Annotated in this window: 18 protein-coding genes and 1 tRNA gene; 10 read left to right on the forward strand and 9 right to left on the reverse strand. The window is 43.1% G+C overall.

Annotated elements, in window-relative coordinates; genetic code table 11:
• Position 1 precedes the first annotated feature (1 nt).
• The 6 genes from J0L83_00765 to J0L83_00790 all read right to left on the reverse strand — a co-directional run bounded on the left by J0L83_00765 (position 2) and on the right by J0L83_00790 (position 5,221).
• Entirely contained in the window at positions 2 to 262 is a 261-nt protein-coding gene (locus J0L83_00765) for a hypothetical protein (protein MBN8663077.1), read from the reverse strand.
• A gap of 311 nt (positions 263 to 573) precedes the next feature.
• A complete protein-coding gene (locus J0L83_00770) occupies positions 574 to 1,773 on the reverse strand; it encodes a hypothetical protein (GenBank protein ID MBN8663078.1) in 1,200 nt (399 codons plus the stop codon).
• Between the two features lie 62 nt (positions 1,774 to 1,835).
• On the reverse strand, positions 1,836 to 2,675 hold the full coding sequence (locus J0L83_00775) for a GMP synthase (GenBank protein MBN8663079.1): 840 nt from the start codon (positions 2,673 to 2,675) through the stop codon (positions 1,836 to 1,838).
• Between the two features lie 72 nt (positions 2,676 to 2,747).
• The gene (locus tag J0L83_00780) at positions 2,748 to 3,866 is read right to left on the reverse strand and encodes a M42 family metallopeptidase (GenBank protein ID MBN8663080.1); all 1,119 of its coding nucleotides are present in this window, start codon (positions 3,864 to 3,866) and stop codon (positions 2,748 to 2,750) included.
• Between the two features lie 10 nt (positions 3,867 to 3,876).
• Positions 3,877 to 4,767, reverse strand: a complete 891-nt coding sequence (locus J0L83_00785) for a hypothetical protein (protein ID MBN8663081.1) — start codon at positions 4,765 to 4,767, stop codon at positions 3,877 to 3,879.
• 1 nt (position 4,768) lies between these two features.
• Positions 4,769 to 5,221, reverse strand: coding sequence for a hypothetical protein (locus J0L83_00790; GenBank protein ID MBN8663082.1), 453 nt, complete (start codon positions 5,219 to 5,221; stop codon positions 4,769 to 4,771).
• Between the two features lie 110 nt (positions 5,222 to 5,331).
• On the opposite strand from J0L83_00790, the gene J0L83_00795 reads away from it, so the two are divergent.
• Positions 5,332 to 6,249 carry an acyl transferase gene (locus tag J0L83_00795; protein MBN8663083.1) on the forward strand — a complete coding sequence of 306 codons (918 nt, stop codon included), beginning with the start codon at positions 5,332 to 5,334 and terminating at the stop codon, positions 6,247 to 6,249.
• 77 nt (positions 6,250 to 6,326) lie between these two features.
• Positions 6,327 to 6,410 (forward strand) — tRNA-Leu (locus J0L83_00800).
• 810 nt (positions 6,411 to 7,220) lie between these two features.
• On the opposite strand, the gene J0L83_00805 is transcribed toward J0L83_00800, so the two are convergent.
• Positions 7,221 to 8,033: a 2,3,4,5-tetrahydropyridine-2,6-dicarboxylate N-succinyltransferase gene (locus J0L83_00805; protein ID MBN8663084.1), complete on the reverse strand. Its 813-nt coding sequence runs from the start codon at positions 8,031 to 8,033 to the stop codon at positions 7,221 to 7,223.
• Positions 8,034 to 8,187: 154 nt separating this feature from the next.
• Here J0L83_00805 and J0L83_00810 point away from each other — a divergent pair, with 154 nt between their 5' ends.
• Genes J0L83_00810 through miaA form a run of 5 tightly spaced genes read left to right on the forward strand, consistent with a single transcriptional unit; the run spans position 8,188 to position 12,396 of the window.
• Positions 8,188 to 8,394 (forward strand): hypothetical protein, encoded by a 207-nt coding sequence (locus J0L83_00810; GenBank protein ID MBN8663085.1) that lies wholly within the window; start codon positions 8,188 to 8,190, stop codon positions 8,392 to 8,394.
• A 34-nt stretch (positions 8,395 to 8,428) separates the two neighbouring features.
• Positions 8,429 to 9,424 (forward strand): glycosyltransferase family 9 protein, encoded by a 996-nt coding sequence (locus J0L83_00815; GenBank protein ID MBN8663086.1) that lies wholly within the window; start codon positions 8,429 to 8,431, stop codon positions 9,422 to 9,424.
• A gap of 27 nt (positions 9,425 to 9,451) precedes the next feature.
• A complete protein-coding gene (locus tag J0L83_00820; protein ID MBN8663087.1) occupies positions 9,452 to 10,870 on the forward strand; it encodes an HD domain-containing protein in 1,419 nt (472 codons plus the stop codon).
• A 32-nt stretch (positions 10,871 to 10,902) separates the two neighbouring features.
• A complete protein-coding gene (locus J0L83_00825; GenBank protein ID MBN8663088.1) occupies positions 10,903 to 11,445 on the forward strand; it encodes a hypothetical protein in 543 nt (180 codons plus the stop codon).
• Between the two features lie 33 nt (positions 11,446 to 11,478).
• Positions 11,479 to 12,396, forward strand: coding sequence for a tRNA (adenosine(37)-N6)-dimethylallyltransferase MiaA (gene miaA, locus J0L83_00830; GenBank protein MBN8663089.1), 918 nt, complete (start codon positions 11,479 to 11,481; stop codon positions 12,394 to 12,396).
• Here miaA and J0L83_00835 read toward each other — a convergent pair.
• Together J0L83_00835 and J0L83_00840 are read right to left on the reverse strand one after the other, a co-directional pair.
• Complete coding sequence (locus J0L83_00835) at positions 12,386 to 13,915, reverse strand: outer membrane protein transport protein (GenBank protein MBN8663090.1); 1,530 nt, start codon at positions 13,913 to 13,915, stop codon at positions 12,386 to 12,388. The genes miaA and J0L83_00835 overlap by 11 nt on opposite strands.
• Before the next feature lie 74 nt (positions 13,916 to 13,989).
• A complete protein-coding gene (locus tag J0L83_00840; protein MBN8663091.1) occupies positions 13,990 to 14,745 on the reverse strand; it encodes a hypothetical protein in 756 nt (251 codons plus the stop codon).
• Between the two features lie 138 nt (positions 14,746 to 14,883).
• Between J0L83_00840 and J0L83_00845 the strand changes: the two genes are divergently transcribed.
• The 3 genes from J0L83_00845 to J0L83_00855 are packed head-to-tail and all read left to right on the forward strand — an operon-like array spanning position 14,884 to position 17,068.
• Positions 14,884 to 16,362, forward strand: a complete 1,479-nt coding sequence (locus J0L83_00845; GenBank protein ID MBN8663092.1) for a proline--tRNA ligase — start codon at positions 14,884 to 14,886, stop codon at positions 16,360 to 16,362.
• A 9-nt stretch (positions 16,363 to 16,371) separates the two neighbouring features.
• Positions 16,372 to 16,695, forward strand: coding sequence for a DUF2752 domain-containing protein (locus tag J0L83_00850; GenBank protein MBN8663093.1), 324 nt, complete (start codon positions 16,372 to 16,374; stop codon positions 16,693 to 16,695).
• A gap of 1 nt (position 16,696) precedes the next feature.
• Positions 16,697 to 17,068: a hypothetical protein gene (locus tag J0L83_00855; protein ID MBN8663094.1), complete on the forward strand. Its 372-nt coding sequence runs from the start codon at positions 16,697 to 16,699 to the stop codon at positions 17,066 to 17,068.
• Positions 17,069 to 17,074 lie beyond the last annotated feature (6 nt).

Genomic DNA, 17,074 nt, shown 5'->3' on the forward strand with positions numbered 1-17,074 from the left:
CTTACTCAGACTTGCTTTGTTTTTTCACTTTCGCTTCTTTTCTGAGAATACCAAAATAAGCAACGCCAAAGGAGATGATGATTCGTGCAATCCATGATCTGGGCTTGATATTCTGAGCAATCCATTCATTGATGGCCTGCTCGAGTGATAAACCTTTGATTAGATCGTAAACTAGTTCAATGATTAGTCCAAAAACTGTTATACCTATAAACAACTTGATGGTTTCAATAAGTAGTTCTTGGTTAGACTGTTTCAAAGGCATACTTATTTGATTTTCTTATTCAGTCTTTTTTCGGATGCAAGTATCATCTTGCTGAATAAAATAGCTATCAAGAACATGAAAAATAAGCTTTCAGTACTCAAATCGTTATTTAACCAGGTCTGATAGTGTTTGTGAAAATCTCCTCTTCTTAAGCCTTCATAGAGTGGACCTAATGCAAAGCTTGTAAATAATAGAAACAAAAGATACCACAGTAAAGTAAATAAGAATCGATTATGGTACAGGTTCTTTTTCACCTCACTAATTTAGAAAGAGGTCACGAAGAAAATTAGGTGTTCTTATAACCGATGGTTTTACTCTTCGAAGTAGGCCTGACTGCCACCCACCCAGGTTTTATCCTGATTATAGCGTACGCCAATCATTTTACCCTTGCTTAAGCGTGCGAGATTGTTTACGGGTATAGGTCTTTCAGTTCCCGGTTTCCAAAAATAGAAAATACGGATTTCGGCTTTTGCTGGAACATCTGGAGTTGGAATAATATCAGCATATTGGACTTTGCGCTGTAAAATCCAGTTTTCAGGGTCTTTGACTGCGTCAATATCTGACTGTTGTACATCTATCACAACGCCCTGTCCAGCAAATGAGAATAGTGGCTTTAATACATAGTTTTCCAGATCTTCCGGTATCTCCTTGATTTCATTTAAAAACTTTGTCTTGGGTACATAAGGGTGATCAATATAAGGCAAAGTGTATTTGCTGATACGATAAAACCAGTTTGGGTGTGGCACCCAGGTAAGGTCAAGGTCTTCCAGCAATACTTTTCCTTTTTCTTGAATCTCGGCAGACTGCTGCTGTAGGTCATCAAAAATGATCCGATTGTATACTCGTTTGATCTGTACACGCTTACCCGCTTTATTCAGGTAGAACAATTTTCTTCCTTCCTGAATTAAATCGGTTAGACAAACAATGGGTATGTTCAAATAATCTTGTGTGCAATAAAAGTCAATCTTGGTTTTTTGTTCGTGTGGTAGAATCTCTAACAATACCACCTCTTCTTTGGCACAATCACCGACAATAATGTCTTTCAGTAATTCCAGATAGCTTTCTTTAGTAAGCCCGCTTAAATACGGGCTATAACCTTGCGGGATATCAAAAAATTGACGAGTAATTTCATCATGAAAAACCTGATATGCAAAAAGCGTAGGGAAGCCTTGCATTTCAATCAGCTGTGGTTCAAACTCGCCTTCAGTATTCTGACAGATGCCAAAATCAAATGCAATGAAATGGGTATGTTCGTCCTCATTGGGCACACGAACATTTTCAGGTATGGCATGTGAAGTAAGTGTCTTGAAGTTGTACTGTGTTATTACATCTACAATAGACTCACAGGCATTGATAATCTTATCTTTAAAAGATTTGTCTATGAAAACAGGTGTTTCAGCCACGCGGAATTGAATTGCATCTGTATGTTGTGCATGTAAGGCTTTCAGGTAAGCCTGGTATTGTGTTTCTGAAAATTGCTGATTGTATGCGGATCTGATAGCAGGAACCATAAGGTTGCTTTTATCCAAAATACACCATACTCGGGAAACTGTGATTGTTTTGAGCAGAATCTTTAGGCAGAAACGGTTTCCCCGATTGCGTAGTTCAGGAAATTGGGTATGATGTGGCTGTAGGTCCACATGATTTTTTCAGGATCCTGCAATTGTTCCACCATGCTGCTCCATTTTGCTTCGCCATGGTTTTCAATGACCTGTTGTTTTTTATCTTCCCGCTGCAGGTACATACTCATACCAATGGCATCTGCTTCTGGATGGAACTGTGTGCCGATAAAGTAGTCATTGAAACGAACTGCCATTACTGCCCGTTCATAGGGTACGTGCGGGCGCATTTTTTCAATAGCGAGTATTTTACCACCCATCTCGCGAATGCGATCATGATTGGGTTGTATAACCTGATAATCCCTGCTGTCCACAGCATAGAAAGGATCACGTAGTCCTTCAAATAAGACTTCTTCCTGACCGTCTTCCAGCATATGAATAGGGAAAACACCAAATGAGGTTGATTTACGTTTGCAAACCAAACCCACCTCATAATGTCTGCATGCTAACTGAAAACTATGGCAGATAAATAAGATGTGTTTCTTGTCGGCAGTTTCTGCCTGCTTGTTCCAGGCTTCCACGCTGTTGAGCCATTGGAAATAGGCTTTCTCCCAATCACTGCCTTCTGTGTCTAAAGGTGAGCCGGGTCCACCGCTGGAGATATACATATCGAAACTGGTATCGGGTGTTTCCAGTTTTTGGCGTACGTCAAATTCTTCATAACGCACATCCAGTTGCTGCATTTCGCCCCAAGTATTGATGAGTTCGCGAATACAACGCATGCCCTGATTGGGCTGACCCTCGTATAAATCCAATATTGCTACCCTTATTTTTCGTGTATCCTGCCAACTCATACGGCGCAAAAGTACAAATTAAAGCCCGCCATCAAAGGGCGGGCTATCCACATATCGTTAGTGTGCTGATTATCAGAGATAGCTGAGGTTGGTTTTCGGTGTCAGCGTCAGCAAAGTTTCATACATCAGTTTAATGGTTCCTTCAATATCAGACTTGTGCAGCATCTCTACAGTCGTGTGCATGTAGCGAAGCGGAATAGAGATGAGCACTGAAGGGCAACCATCGTTCGCATAAGCAAAACTATCGGTATCGGTACCAGTGCTTCTGCTCACAGTGCGGTTCTGTACAGCAATGCCTGATTTTTCTGCAACATCCTGTACCAGACTCAGCAATTTGTTGTGAACAGCTGGGCCATAAGCCAGCGATGGGCCTTTTCCGCATACCACATCACCCTCAACTACTTTGTTGATCATCGGTGTATGGGTATCGTGCGTAACATCAGTAATGATGGCGATATTGGGTTTGATGCGTCGAGCAATCATTTCAGCACCACGCAAACCAATTTCCTCCTGCACAGCATTCACCACATATAAACCGAAGGGTAGTTTCTTTTTGTTTTCCTTCAGCAGCCTTGCTACTTCTGCAATCATAAAGCCGCCAATGCGGTTATCAAAAGCACGGCCGATCAGGTAATCAAAAGCCAGTTCATCGTAACCTTCTTCATAGGTAACAACTGCACCAATATGAATGCCGAGCGATTCTACTTCTTTTCTGCTGCGCGCACCGCAATCCAGCCATAAATTATCTACACGAGGTTGTGGTTCTTTGGTGTCAGGACTGCCCAAACGTGTATGTATAGCAGGCCAGCCGAAAACAGCTTTTACTGCGCCTTTTTTACCATGAATCAACACGCGTTTTGCAGGTGCTATTTGGTGATCTACACCTCCATTGCGTTTTAGGTAAATCAAGCCTTTGTCGTCAATGTAATTCACAAACCAGCTAATCTCATCCGCATGTGCTTCTATTACTACTTTGAAAGGTGCGTCGGGATTAATAACACCTACAGCTGTACCGTATGGATCTACAAAATGGGTATCTACATATGGCTTTACATATTCCAGCCACACTTTTTGTCCGCTACTCTCAAAACCAACAGGTGATGGTGTATTGATGTAATTGCGCAGGAATGCCATTGATTGATCTGTGAGTAAGGAGGCTTTACCTGATTTCTTTTTCGTCGTCTTTGCCATAGCCAGATATTTAGATGATTGTAAATGCGATGATACCGCAGATGGCTTTCACCAGGAGCAGCCCATCAATCACTGCAAGATAATAGAGGATGGGCTTACGTTGTAGCAGACTGAGTGCGGCAATTATCAACAATGTAAAGGGTATGGCGTTGATAAGCACACGTGGCACTGAAATACCCAATTGGGTGGCGGTTATTGCAATGAATACCCAGCCGATGGTGGTGATGGGGATGACAATACGGTAAATCGTTTTAATCAAGCCAAATCTGACTACAAAGGTTTTCAGTTCCAAGTTATTATCGGCGGCGTAGTCCTTGATGTCAAACAAGATGGCCAGTACAGATACAAACAGCCAATTCTTTAGAAACAGAAAACCATGTAGTGGCGTGAAATAATGATTACTGTATGGATTGTCTAAAATGATAGGATAAGTTGTTACGAGGCCTGCCCATACATAGCCGATAAGAAATGGTTTCAGCCAACCCGTATGTCTGATATGAATCGGAATGAGTTTTGGGAAGAATACACTGTAATACAATAAGGCTACCATTGGAAAAGATGCAGCAATAAGGAGTGTACTTAATGATGGTATTTGAAAATGAAACCATAGGTAAGTTGCGCCTGAAATGCAGCAGCAGGTGAGTAGTAGCCATTGTACAACTTGTATTGACTGCTTATGTTCTTGAAACCATTCAGCCCTTACATTTTCCCGTGTATGATTACTACTTTTTAAATACGCGAATCGATAAAACACAACAGTGCTGAAATAGATAAACAGGTACCAGCTTATGGGTTGCATTGCAATGCCATATTGAATATGCGTTTCAATTGAAAGCATTACTACGCAAAGACCATAGAAAAAATTGCCAAAGAAAAAGGTATTGAAGATTTTTTTCAGCACATCATCGTCTTACGATAATCACGGTGGAGGAACTGATGGTATCACTCACATTGCCTGCTAAGTCTCTGGCCCAGAAACGGAATACACAGGTATCATTCTGACCAATGCATTGTGGTTCTCTGATAGAAGGGCAGCCGAGGTTGATTCCATAGCCGAAGCATATTTCAAATTCGCCTTCCAGGTTTTTAGTGGCTGTAAAAGTGGGAATCTTATATCTGCCTGAGAAATTGCTGTTTGCGCAGTTTTTGGTTACTTTTTGCACCCAGATACTATCCTGAATATCGCCTTCAGCGTCTGTAAAACGGATATTGAATTGAATAGTAGAACCCGCAGTTAACCTTTCCGTACTCGCAGATTTGAATGTGAGTTTGGGTTTGGTCTGGAATTTATCTTTGCTGCAGGAAAAGATGAGCAATCCGGTTAGCAGAAATAAAAGTATTCTAGGGTATTTCATGAATCGCATTGTTTTCAAATGTACTCAAATCAGCCTGACAATCCATATAGCTAGTGATTGATGTTAACAATATTTTCTCAGTAGACTCAGCCGGTTTTAATCAACTGGCACTGGATGTTTTCCGTTATCAGGTAAAGCACTGTCCGGTGTATCGCGACTGGTGCAGCTATATGCAGATAGATGCAGCTAAGGTGAATACTGTTGCCTCCATTCCTTTTCTTCCGATCAGTTTTTTTAAAACACATGAAGTAATTGCAGAAGGTAAATCTGCAGAAATCATTTTCGAAAGTAGTGGAACGGGTAAAAGCCTAACCAGTAAGCATTATGTGGCAGATATCAATCTTTATATCGCAAGTTTTACGCTGCAGTTCGAAAAGCAGTTTGGTCATCCGAAGGATTGGTGCATTTTATCATTATTACCTGCTTATTTGGAGAGAAAGGGCTCTTCACTGGTGTTAATGGCAGAGAAGCTGATGGAAATGAGTGGTCATGCAGATAATGGGTTTTATCTCTACGATTTTCCTGCCCTTGCAGCAAAATTGCGCCGACTAGATGCTGCAGGTCAGAAGGTATTGTTGTTGGGTGTAAGTTTTGCTTTGATGGACTTTGCAGAAGCTTTTCCCATGCACTTGGAGCATACCATTGTTATGGAAACAGGCGGTATGAAGGGAAGGAAGCAGGAGATCACGCGACAGGAATTACATGATTATTTGATGCTTCAATTAGGCGTAAAAGCGATCGCTACAGAGTATGGTATGACAGAATTACTAAGTCAGGCTTATGCAAAGGGCGAGGGCTTGTTGCAGCCAGCGCCATGGATGAAGGCTTTGGTCAGAGATGAATCAGATCCTATAGCGGTATCTACAGTGGGCAGAGGTATTCTCAATATGATTGATTTGGCTAATATCAATAGCTGTTCTTTTATTGCTACAGAGGACGCCGGTGTGGTATATGGTGATGGTTGCTTTGAGGTGTTAGGCCGCGTAGATAACAGTGATATCCGTGGTTGTAGCTTGATGGCGGTTTAAAAACATTTTTGATTTATCGGGGCAGGTTATATATTTGCAGCCCTGAATCACAAACCAGTAGCAATACGGGTTTATCTGCCCAGATGGCGAAATTGGTAGACGCACTGTGTTCAGGTCGCAGCGCCCGCAAGGGTGTGCTGGTTCGAATCCAGTTCTGGGCACAAACGCCCTTCCAACTTCGTTGGAAGGGCGTTTTGCATTGTGAGCGAAGAAAGCTTGCTTTCGATAGCGAACGATGCAAAACGCCCCCTGCGCCAAAGGCGCGGGAAAGGCTTTGGGTAAGCCCCTCGTAGAACGAAGGGATCACCGTAGGTAATCCATTTTATACTAAGGATGAAAGTTTATATCGTTAAGCGAACGATGCAAAACGCCCCCTGCGCCAAAGGCGCGGGTAGGGCTTTGGGTAAGCCCCTCGTAGAACGAAGGGATCACCGTAGGTAATCCATTTTATACTAAGGATGAAAGTTTATATCGTTAAGCGAACGATGCAAAACGCCCCCTGCGCCAAAGGCGCGGGAAGGGCTTTGGGTAAGCCCCTCGTAGAACATGAGGATGACCGTAGGTAATCCATTTCATTGTGAGCGAAGAAAGCTTGCTTTCGATAGCGAACGATGCAAAACGCCCCCTGCGCCAAAGGCGCGGGAAGGGCTTTGGGTAAGCCCCCTTGTAGAACATGAGGATGACCGCAGGTAATCCATTGACCTCATTCCTGCCTCTCCAAAGGAGAGGGGGATATTTCAATTGTTGCAGTTGTGCCAAATGCGCGGGAAGGGTTTTGCGAATGCCCCACGTTGAACATGTGGATCACCATATATAATCCTTTATTTCAAAGGCCTACGCTAAAGCTTTTCGAGACAGACCTTGCAGATGGTTTCCGTTAGCCGGTTCAACTCATAATCAGCATACCATGATCAATGTAAAAGCCCCAAATCCATTACTGGTCGGGGCTTTTTGCAAAAGATCAAATTGGTTTATACGCTCACATTGAAATCGCGTAGTGCGTCATTTAAACTTGTTTTCAGATCAGTGCTGGGTTTACGTTGTCCAATGATCAATGCACAACTTACCTGATATTCTCCCGCAGGGAATTTCTTGGTATAAGTACCGGGGATAACAACGCTTCTGGCTGGTACACGCCCTTTGTATTCAATTGGCTCAGCACCACTTACATCGATGATCTTGGTAGATTGTGTGAGTACCACATTGGCACCAAGTACGGCTTCTTTTTCTACCACTACACCTTCCACAACAATGCTACGGCTACCCAGGAAACAACCGTCTTCAATAATTACCGGACTTGCTTGTAAAGGCTCCAATACACCACCAATGCCAACACCACCGCTTAAGTGAACACCTTTGCCAATTTGCGCACAGCTGCCTACAGTAGCCCAAGTATCCACCATGGTGCCTTCATCCACATAAGCACCAATATTCACATAACTGGGCATCAATACCACATTTTTAGCCAAATAAGCGCCATAACGTGCAACGGCATGTGGTACTGCTCTAACGCCTAATTCTTTATAGTTGCTTTTGAGCAGCATTTTATCGTAAAACTCAAAAGGTGGTAATTCCCAGGTCTGCATTTGCTGAATACCGAAATACATCAGAATGGCCTGTTTTACCCATTCGTTCACTACCCAGCCATTGTCTGTAGGGCTGGCAACACGCAGTCTGCCCTTATCCACTTCTTCAATAACACTGCGAACTGCATTGCTATAGTTATCATCTTTCAATAATGCTCTATCAGCCCATGCAGCAGCAATCAAAGCTTGTAATTCCATGCAAGAAAATTTGTGCAAACATACGTGTAGCGCTAATAGATAAAACAGTGCATGTTAATTTATGTGCTAAAAGATTGAAGAACAGTTGTTTAATTATTTTAATTGGAATGTTCATTTATTTTGAACAAATTAATCGTGTAATTGTCATGCAACTATGACCAAGGTTATACTTGACATACCACCCGAAAAAATGACCAGCTTTATCAAAACGATTCTTCAGTTGGGTATAGATAAGCATGCGATTACTTCACAACGCGTGCACAGCGATAAACCAAGAAAGCGGAAGTCTCCACATCGTTTCATGGAATCAGTATTGTTATTCGATTGGGAGTTTTTCAGCAATGAGCTGGAATATGAATAAATAAGCCTCCCGCATATTTAGTTAGCTTTGCGCGATGCAACGCATCCTGATTATTCAAACAGCTTTTATTGGTGATGCAGTCCTGGCAACAGGGCTAGTGGAGAAGTTGCATCAACATTATCCTCATGCTTCCATCGACATCCTTGTGCGTAAAGGCAATGAGGGTATGTTTCAGCAACATCCTTTTTTACAGAAAGTGCTGATTTGGCAAAAGCAAGAACACAAATACCGGCATCTCTGGCAATTATTGCTGCAAATTCGTTCACGCAAATATGATTTGGTGGTGAATGTGCAAAGATTTGCTGCCACGGGTTTGCTTACTGCTTTCTCCGGTGCAAAAATGACAGTTGGTTTTGATAAGAATCCTTTCAGTTTTTTGTTTACAAAAAAGATAGCGCATCGTATCAGCACAGCTGAAGCACCATTACATGAATACCAACGTAATCATGAGTTGATTGCTTTTTGTACAGATGATATTCCTGCAAAACCTAAACTGTATCCTACAACAGCAGATAAAGCGCAAGTAGCGCCTTATGCACAGGGCCGTTATGTTTGCATTGCGCCTGCATCAGTCTGGTTTACCAAGCAATTTCCTACGGTAAAATGGATTGAGCTGCTTCAAGCATTACCTGCAGATATACAGATTTTTCTTATTGGTGCACCTGCTGATAAAAACATGTGCGACGAAATGATTGCTGCATGCCCTGAAAAATCTATTACCAACTTATGCGGCAAACTAGGTTTTCTGGCATCTGCTGTATTGATGCATCATGCTGTCATGAACTATGTGAATGATTCAGCGCCCATGCACTTTGCTTCATCAGTCGATGCGCCGGTTACAGCTGTCTATTGTTCTACTATACCAGCATTTGGTTTTGGACCATTATCCAGTAAGAATTATGTTGTAGAAGTGCCAACAGCACTAGATTGCAGGCCTTGCGGTTTGCACGGACAAAAAGCCTGCCCCAAAGGCCATTTCAACTGTGCTATGCAGATTCAAACCAGTCAGTTATTGGCTGTTTTGTCTTAACCCGGTTTCACAACTACATTTGCAAACATGCAGATACCCCTGACAGAGCGAGAAGCCTTTATTTGTCGGCAAATAGCCGAAGCAGCTGCTGCATTACAGCTGCCGGTATATCTCATTGGGGGATTTGTGCGCGATAAGCTCATCGGCAGAAATACCAAGGATGCAGACATTGTTTGTCTGGGCGATGGTATAGCACTCGCACATGCAGTGGCCGATCGTTTTCAGCCAAGACCACATGTATCGTTTTTCAAAAACTTTGGTACAGCGCAGATTAAACTGCCTGATCTGGAAATAGAGTTTGTTGGTGCCAGAAAAGAGAGCTATGCAGAACACAGCAGAAAGCCGGCAGTAGAAGCAGGTACATTAGTAGATGATCAATTACGCCGCGATTTTACCGTAAATGCACTGGCCATCAGTTTGAACAGTGCCGATTATGGTACACTGGTAGATCCTTTCAACGGTGTACAGCACATGCAGGAACAAAAACTGCAAACACCACTTGATCCGGCACAAACATTCAGCGATGATCCTTTGCGCATGATGCGTGCCATTCGCTTTGCCACACAATTGGGCTATCGTATAGAGCCCAATACCTATCTGGCTATTCAGGAAAATGCAGGCCGCATCAAAATTGTATCTCAGGAGCGCATTACAGATGAACTCAATAAAATCATGTTAGCGTCTAAGCCATCCGTGGGTTGGGATTTGTTGTATAAGACTGGATTGCTGAAGCTGATCTTTCCGCAAATGGTGGATCTGCATGGTGCTGTGTACATAGATGGCAAAGGACACAAGGACAATTTCTATCATACCCTGCAGGTGCTGGATAATATTGCACAAAATACCCAGGATATTTGGTTACGTTGGGCAGCATTGCTGCATGATATAGGTAAGCCCGCTACGAAGAAATTTGAAGAAGGGCATGGCTGGACTTTTCATGGGCACGAAGTAGTTGGTGCGCGGATGGTGCCCAAGATTTTTGCCAAACTCAAGCTTCCATTGAATGAGAAAATGCGTTTTGTACAGAAGCTGGTTGAATTACACCTGAGACCCATTTCACTGACAAAAGAAAATATCACAGATAGTGCGATTCGCCGCTTATTGTTTGATGCAGGCGATGATGTGGATGCGCTGATGACTTTATGCGAAGCCGATATCACCAGTAAGAACAAAGTGAAAGTGGTTCGGTATCTCCGCAATTTTGAGCTGGTACGTGCCAGGATGCAGCAAGTAGAGGATAACGACCGTATCCGCAACTGGCAACCACCAATCACCGGTGAACTGATTATGCAAACCTTTGGGCTCAATCCGGGTAGGCAAGTGGGAATTATCAAGGACGCAATTCGCGAAGCCATACTGGATGGAGAAATACCCAATGAGTATACTGCAGCACATGCTTTCATGGTGCAGAAAGCTGCGGAATTGAATCTCTATCCGGTTGAATAGTTGTATTTTGCCGCTTTAATCCACCTGTACACATGGCCATTCTTAAATTCAGGGTTTATCTGGAAGAAGATGATGCTGTTTACCGTGATGTGGTAATCAGGCATACCCAGTCGTTCAAAGAATTACACGAAACCATTCTCAAGGGATACGAGTTTGATTCAAAGCACCAAGCAACTTTTTACCGCAGTAACGATCATTGGCAACGTGGTCGCGAGATTAGCCTGGAGCGTTATGATAAAGATTATGTAGCAGAGCCTTTATTGATGGCTGATACCACAATTGGTAGTGAGATTCGTGATACAAACCAGAAATTCATTTATGTCTATGATTTTGCAAAGAACTGGACATTTCTGGTGGAACTGATTAACGTGAGTAAGGAAGAAAGTGCCAAGATTAGTTATCCATCCGTAAGTAGAAAAGAGGGTATTGGTCCGCAGCAATATGGAACCAAGAGTCTGCTGGGTGATCGCTTTGCAGATATTGAAGAAAAATACGATTTGTCTGAAGCTGCAGATGGCTTTGGTGAAGAAGGCGAAGAAGCCGGACTGGAAGAAGCAGGCGGCGATGAAGAATAAAACTACAGCCACCTAAGGGTGGCTTTTTTGTGCATGAGCCAATTTGAACATACACTGGTGGTTATTGCAGGACCTACTGCTGTTGGTAAAACGGCATCGGCCATTCGTATAGCACAACATTTTCAAACAGCGATTATCTCTGCTGATTCACGTCAATGTTATCGTGAATTGGCTATTGGTGTTGCCAGGCCAAGTGAAGCAGAGCTTGCAGCAGTTCCACACTATTTTATTGCTTCGCACAGTGTTCAGGATAATCTCTCTGCAGCAGATTTTGCAGCGTATGCGTCAAATCAACTCAAGCAATTGTTTCAACAGCACAAAGTAGTAGTAATGGCTGGTGGAACTGGTTTATACATCAAAGCATTGTGTGAAGGATTGGATGAAATACCACCTGTTCCACAAAATATTCGTGATGCTATTACACAGCGTTATGCGCGAGAGGGAATTGTATGGCTGCAGCAGGAATTAGCTCAGCGCGATCCGGCATTTTGGGCGATGGCTGAACAACAAAACCCGCGCAGACTACAACGTGCATTAGAAGTTCTGGAAACAACAGGACAATCCATTACCATTTTTCAAAAAGGCGGACAGGCAGCACATGATTTCAATATCGTGTACATCGGTATTGAGTTGCCGCGGGAAATATTATACGCGAGAATTAATACACGTGTTGATGATATGATGAACATGGGTTTGCTTGAAGAAGTGAAGTCTGTAAAGTCTTATGCTGATTTACCCGCTTTGCAGACAGTAGGCTACGCAGAATTATTTGATTATTTATCAGGTAAGACCACACTTGATTTTGCCGTAGATAAAATCAAGCAGCATACCAGAAATTATGCCAAGCGACAAATGACTTGGTTTAAAAAAGATGAGAAGTACAAGTGGTTTTCACCAGATGGTTCTGAATCAGTGCTTGCCTATCTATCCGAAAAAGGGATTAGAATTTAAAGCCGAGCGTCATCACCAGATTACCAATATTGCCTCTTTGTGTAGCAAACGTATTTGGTTTATCATTCAAAGCATACGGCATTTGTACTGCTCTGTTGAATAAGTGGGCGTAAGACAAATCAATAAACACACCTTTATTCCGGTAACCTAAGCCACCGGATACCAGCCAACGATCTGCTTTTAAGTCAGCACTTCTGTAAGGGCTTCCATAATAAGCTGTACCTGCTCTTACCATGAAGGTGTTGAATTTAAGCTCTCCACCAAAGCGTACATTCACATTGCCCTTGTAATAATCCTTGATTGTTTGGTTCAAGAGATTGTAGTATTCTACCAGCTGGTTGGTTTGATCAATTGCATTGTAACGTGTGCCGCTATATTGTACATACTCTACATCTGCACTTACAAATCCTTTCTGCATTCTGGTATCATTCACTTCGCGGAAAACATAACTGGCACTTACAATTGCACGCAGCGGTGTAATCACGTTATATTCTCTTCTGCCTGGATCATTATCGCGCAGGCGATCACTGCTTTCTGAGCGAAGACCTGCATAGTTTTCTGTATTTGCGGTCATCCAAGCACGTATTTCATCGCGGAAGCCCAATAATTGTGGGGTATGAAATGCTACACCTATTCTGAATGATTCCTGTGGTTTATAAATCATACCTAGTTTAGCACCAATACCTGCACCTCTGCTGGTGAGTTTTTCTCTGAACTGAAAGAATGCAAAATCGTTATTGTTATTGTTCGTTGCATCGTATTCGCTGTAGTTCAGGTCTCTTGAGTAATTAATGATGGGAATGGTAAGCGTACCGCCGAGGTATAATTTGTCATCCATATTACCGGCCATGGCGAGTGCTAACTCATTGTAACCGCCGGTTGTTTGCGCATCATAATATTGTTTAACGCCTGTACTTAGTGGTACCAAACTTTGATAGCCAATAAAGCTGCCACCGGGTCCGCTTAATGTATCAACCAGAAATGTTCTGAATGCGAGGGAAGAGCCAAATACATAATTGAATAAAGCTGCATTGGTATCTGCTCTGTCTCGTGTAAGTTCTTCGAGGTATTGTTCTGTGAAAGAGCTTACGTTATTTAAACCTTGAAACTGTACACGGTTATTGTAATTGGCCAATTGGTTTACAGAAAAGGAGATTGCAGTGCTTGTCCACTTACTGCCCTGATATTTACTACCACCACCGAGTATAATGCCACTTGCGCCCATCCCAAATCCTGATTTGCGCACACTTGTATCACTGCCTCTGTAATTGAATTTATTACCATTGAAGCCCATGCCTGGAGTGATAACCAGCTCTCTGGTTTTAAATAAGCCTATACCAGCGGGGTTTACGTGTGCTGCCGTAATATCGCCACCCAATGAGGCCATTACACCTCCTGTAGCCACATTACGTGCAGTACCTTGTTGTATAAACCAGCTATAGCGTATGGCTTCATCAACAGATTGCGCATTCGTTTTAAGCGCTAGCGCCAGAACAGCCAGGGCAAATATTCGTTTCATGTGTTCTTTTGAATGGGTATACGTATCCTGTCCCAGATAATGGGTATTTCTGATTCCGATCTTTTAGGGAATGATTAGTTGCCTCTTCCACCTCTTCCACCTGCGCTACTACTTGTAGCCGTGCTGTTGGTAGTACCACCACTGGTACCGCCGGCGCTACTACTTACACCTCCTGAATAAGATGAGCTGTTACCAGAAGAGAAAGTACGTGCTGATCTGTCCCAACTGCTGGTACTGCTGCTGCTATTAGAACCAGAGTTGGAAAATACACGGCGAACCATGTTTCCAAAACCAGCATTCTGGTTATTGCCAGGTGAGGAGATACCGGTTTTGGCGTCTCTTACGAGGTAATTATCGTTATTGTAGTTTCTGTTTCTGTAGGCTGTGGCAGTGGTGCCAGAGTTGGTACCTCTACTAGGATTCTTGTAGTTATTTACCAGAATCAATGGGCTGCCCCAGCCATTACCACCCATGCCCCAGCCAAAGCCAGGTCTGTTCCAGCTATTCCAGCCCCAGGAATTCCAACCCATGGTGTTCCAACCCATAGTATTCCACATATTCCAGGTGCTGAAACGTACATCAAAACGAGGATCGTTCCAGTAGCCAAAATCGTCAATACTACTCCATCTGTTGGATCTGCTGCTTACCCTACGGCGCAGATAATTATCATCCTTTACATAAGCTTCCTCATAGTCATCTCTGTTCTCTCTGGCAACTGTTTCTCTACCTGGAGAATAGTATACATCATCAGGTGTTTGACCTGATTTGTAGGCAGCACAACTGCTGAGCAGTGAAGCAGCTAAAAGGAGCGGTAGTAAATTGGTTTTCATGGCCACTGTTTTAGGTGATGTGATGGTGAAGTTACATACATTTGCGACGCTTTCGTCTTCCGTTTATCAAATCCAAATAGTTTGCCATAGATCGCAAACGGGAGGATTGAAATGTTAAAGAAATCTTAAAAGAATTACATGAGCAAGGAAATTACCTCCAGGGCCCAGGATTATTCCCAGTGGTATTATGATTTGATCCTGAAAAGTGGTTTGGCCGATTACAGTGCAGTGCGTGGTTGTATGGTCATTAAGCCCTATGGTTTTGCCCTTTGGGAGAATATGCGCGATGTGTTGGACAAGATGTTCAAAGATACCGGACACGTCAACGCCTATTTCCCGCTCTTTGTACCCAAAAGCCTGTTTGAAGCCGAAGAAAAGAATGCTGAAGGTTTCGCCAAAGAATGCGCCGTGGTAACGCATTATCGCCTGAAAGCTGATCCTAATAACAAGGGAAAACTCATTGTTGATCCGGAAGCTAAACTGGAGGAAGAATTGGTGGTTCGCCCAACCAGTGAAGCCATTATTTGGAATACCTATAAAACCTGGATTCAGTCTTACCGTGATTTGCCCATTTTGGTGAATCAGTGGGCCAACGTAGTGCGTTGGGAAATGCGTACACGTCTTTTCCTGCGTACCGCAGAGTTTCTGTGGCAGGAAGGCCACACCGCCCATGCTACTGCTGAGGAAGCAATCGTGGAAACCAAAAAGATGCTGGATGTGTATGCCGACTTTGTAGAAAATTGGATGGCATTACCGGTAGTAAAGGGTGTAAAGTCGCCTAACGAACGTTTTGCTGGTGCAGAAGATACATACTGCATTGAGGCATTGATGCAAGATGGCAAAGCATTGCAAGCGGGTACTTCGCATTTTCTTGGACAAAACTTCGCCAAGGCATTTGATGTGAAGTTTAGCGATAAGGAAAACAAACTGGATTATGTATGGGCCACCAGTTGGGGTGTGAGTACGCGATTGATTGGTGCATTGGTGATGGCGCATAGTGATGATAATGGATTGGTACTGCCACCAAAGATTGCACCAGTACAAGTGGTGATTGTACCCATTTATCGTGGTGATGAGCAAAAGCAAATCATCGATGCTAAAGTACACGAGCTTGTACAGCAATTAAAGTCATTGGGAATTACAGTGAAGTACGATGACAGCGATAATGCTAGACCAGGCTGGAAATTTGCTGAATATGAATTGAAGGGTGTGCCGGTACGAGTGGCTTTGGGTCCTAAAGACCTCGAGAACAATGTAGCTGAAATCGCCAGACGTGATACCAAAGAGAAAACATCTGTAAGTCTTGATGGACTTGCACAGCATATACAACAATTGCTGGCAGATATTCAGCAGAATCTATACAATAGGGCTAAAGCTTATCGCGATGAGCACATCACACCTGCAAATACCTGGGATGAGTTTGTACAAATCCTGGATACCAAAGGTGGTTTTGTAGCAGCGCATTGGGATGGTACACCGGAAACTGAGGAGAAGATTAAGGAAATGAGTAAAGCTACCATTCGCTGTATTCCGCTGAATAACCAGCAGGAAAGTGGTGCTTGTATTCTTACGGGTAAGCCTTCTGCTCAGCGCGTATTATTTGCAAGAGCTTACTAAGTCAACCTTATGCTGATTCTATGGTCATCTGCTGTGCATTGGCTGGAACAGCATCAATTGCCTTGTCCCTTTAAAGCGTGGTTATACCTGCCTTGCCCGGGTTGTGGTTTTCAGCGTGCATTCATTGCCTTATTGAAAGGAGCGTGGTTGCTCAGTTTTGAAACCTATCCCGGGTTAATACCTATGCTTTGCTTATTCGGTTTTGTATTGCTGCACATCCGGAAAAAATTTACAACCGGCGCATCCTGGATACAATCAGGTTATGTGTTTGTAACAGCCGTAATCTTATTATCTTACGTGTCAAGAATCCTTCATCATTTTCAAAATACCTGATATGGATATCCAGGAAACCAATCAACAATACCAACCAGAACCTCAACCACAGCAGTCAGCTTTTCAATATGCTTTACCCAATGCCACTGCTGTATTGGTGATGGGTATCTTATCTATTCTTTCTTGTTTTTGTTATGGATTGGGTATCGTCTTTGGTGGAATCGCTATTTACCTGGCAGGTAAAGATGCCAAGCTTTATGCCGAATATCCACAGCAATACACGCCCGGTTCTTTGGCCAACCTGAAAGCAGGCAAAATCTGCGGTATCATTGGTTTGATTATTTCCGCATTATTTCTGTTGTTGATGATTATCGTTTGGTCTACTATCGGCACAGAAGTTTTGAAGCAGGAAGGTTTATTCCGTGATATCTAAGCAGCA

The sequence above is a fragment of the Chitinophagales bacterium genome, assembly GCA_017303835.1.
Lineage (GTDB): Bacteria > Bacteroidota > Bacteroidia > Chitinophagales > Chitinophagaceae > JAFLBI01.

Coding starts and splice junctions, on each gene's coding strand:
- J0L83_00840 (MBN8663091.1), bottom strand. CDS start 14,745: ATGAAAACCAATTTACTACCGCTCCTTTTAGCTGCTTCACTGCTCAGC.
- J0L83_00835 (MBN8663090.1), bottom strand. CDS start 13,915: ATGAAACGAATATTTGCCCTGGCTGTTCTGGCGCTAGCGCTTAAAACG.
- J0L83_00780 (MBN8663080.1), bottom strand. CDS start 3,866: ATGGCAAAGACGACGAAAAAGAAATCAGGTAAAGCCTCCTTACTCACA.
- J0L83_00825 (MBN8663088.1), top strand. CDS start 10,903: ATGGCCATTCTTAAATTCAGGGTTTATCTGGAAGAAGATGATGCTGTT.
- J0L83_00855 (MBN8663094.1), top strand. CDS start 16,697: ATGGATATCCAGGAAACCAATCAACAATACCAACCAGAACCTCAACCA.
- J0L83_00765 (MBN8663077.1), bottom strand. CDS start 262: ATGCCTTTGAAACAGTCTAACCAAGAACTACTTATTGAAACCATCAAG.
- J0L83_00805 (MBN8663084.1), bottom strand. CDS start 8,033: ATGGAATTACAAGCTTTGATTGCTGCTGCATGGGCTGATAGAGCATTA.
- miaA (MBN8663089.1), top strand. CDS start 11,479: ATGAGCCAATTTGAACATACACTGGTGGTTATTGCAGGACCTACTGCT.
- J0L83_00775 (MBN8663079.1), bottom strand. CDS start 2,675: ATGAGTTGGCAGGATACACGAAAAATAAGGGTAGCAATATTGGATTTA.
- J0L83_00850 (MBN8663093.1), top strand. CDS start 16,372: ATGCTGATTCTATGGTCATCTGCTGTGCATTGGCTGGAACAGCATCAA.
- J0L83_00810 (MBN8663085.1), top strand. CDS start 8,188: ATGACCAAGGTTATACTTGACATACCACCCGAAAAAATGACCAGCTTT.
- J0L83_00815 (MBN8663086.1), top strand. CDS start 8,429: ATGCAACGCATCCTGATTATTCAAACAGCTTTTATTGGTGATGCAGTC.
- J0L83_00790 (MBN8663082.1), bottom strand. CDS start 5,221: ATGAAATACCCTAGAATACTTTTATTTCTGCTAACCGGATTGCTCATC.
- J0L83_00770 (MBN8663078.1), bottom strand. CDS start 1,773: ATGGTTCCTGCTATCAGATCCGCATACAATCAGCAATTTTCAGAAACA.
- J0L83_00820 (MBN8663087.1), top strand. CDS start 9,452: ATGCAGATACCCCTGACAGAGCGAGAAGCCTTTATTTGTCGGCAAATA.
- J0L83_00845 (MBN8663092.1), top strand. CDS start 14,884: ATGAGCAAGGAAATTACCTCCAGGGCCCAGGATTATTCCCAGTGGTAT.